Origin of the sequence: Amphritea pacifica, from assembly GCF_016924145.1 — a bacterium.
Classification (GTDB): domain Bacteria; phylum Pseudomonadota; class Gammaproteobacteria; order Pseudomonadales; family Balneatricaceae; genus Amphritea; species Amphritea pacifica.
On sequence record NZ_JAFFZO010000085.1, the window covers coordinates 1 to 1,041 of the forward strand.

The following is a 1,041-nucleotide window of genomic DNA, read 5'->3' on the forward strand; positions in this document are numbered from 1 at the left end:
GCGCTATATGGACACCAGCCAGCCGATGCCCGATGTGCCAGAGCTGGAACCCGCTCGCCCTCGCGACCCCACCACCGCCGCCTACGATGCTAAAACCAATCGACAACCCGATTACTGGTTCTCAATGAATGATGACGAGTTTAAAGAGGCGATCGCTCAACTACGCGCTGAGCAACGTTTTATGCCTAGTATGGGCCCGGAGATCGATCTGTTTAATGGCGGCACTCAAGCCTGAATGCACTAACGGACTAAACGAATATAAATGGACTTCCAACAGATAAAGCCCTACAGCAGCACCGCCTGGAATAGCGAACGATATTCCAGGCAGAAGCCACGCCCCGAACAAGGCACACTGGTTAAATTATTGCAGGGCGGTGATCCCCTGCCCTGGACCCGGGCCAACGAAACCGTTCCCGTCAGTATGATCCAGGAGCCAACACCCGCAGAGATCAAACAGCGCATTAAAGACAATAAAGGCGAGACCTATTGGGATGAAAATCAGTGCACCATAGGCTCGCTTAATCGCTGGGGATTAATCTACTTTTACATCACTATGTTTGCGAAAGGCTTTTGCGTCTTCCTCGGCCCACTTTTCCCATTCATTTCCATATATCTATATTTTGATGATCCTGAAGATCTAAATGGACTATTCGATTTTATATATATATAGCGTTTACGTGTTTCTCCCTTCAGGCCTGATCTGGGGTTATGCGGAAGCCTCTGAGCATGGCTACCTCCCCATGCCCTGGTTTATGAAAGCCGTCAAACATTTCACTTTCAGTCGCGCCACCGGCATGGTCACCCGCTATAAAAACAATAAAGAACTCTATAGCCATCCTTTCCCCGAGTTCGACTGTTATCTGGTCAGCAGCCCCAGCCATCAGGGGATTCTCAGCTATCAGCTGCATCTGGTACACCGCTATCATCGATACTTCGACAGCATCCCCCTGCACGGTTTCAGCACCAGCCAGCAACCGGAGGAGCTTGAACGGATCTGGAACCTGATCCAGCGCTATATGGACACCAGCCAGCCAATGCCTG

Annotated in this window: 1 protein-coding gene and 2 pseudogenes; all 3 read left to right on the forward strand. The window is 50.7% G+C overall.

The window, feature by feature from the left end; translation table 11 throughout:
• A pseudogene (locus JW499_RS21490) lies at positions 1-235 on the forward strand (hypothetical protein); the annotation flags it as partial.
• A gap of 27 nt (positions 236-262) precedes the next feature.
• Positions 263-670: a hypothetical protein gene (locus tag JW499_RS21495; protein ID WP_205212500.1), complete on the forward strand. Its 408-nt coding sequence runs from the start codon at positions 263-265 to the stop codon at positions 668-670.
• A pseudogene (locus tag JW499_RS21500) lies at positions 642-1,041 on the forward strand (hypothetical protein); the annotation flags it as partial. The gene JW499_RS21495 and the pseudogene JW499_RS21500, both read left to right, overlap by 29 nt.

Excerpts from the sequence above, each read along its gene's own strand:
- JW499_RS21495 (WP_205212500.1), top strand. The coding sequence starts at position 263 with ATGGACTTCCAACAGATAAAGCCCTACAGCAGCACCGCCTGGAATAGC.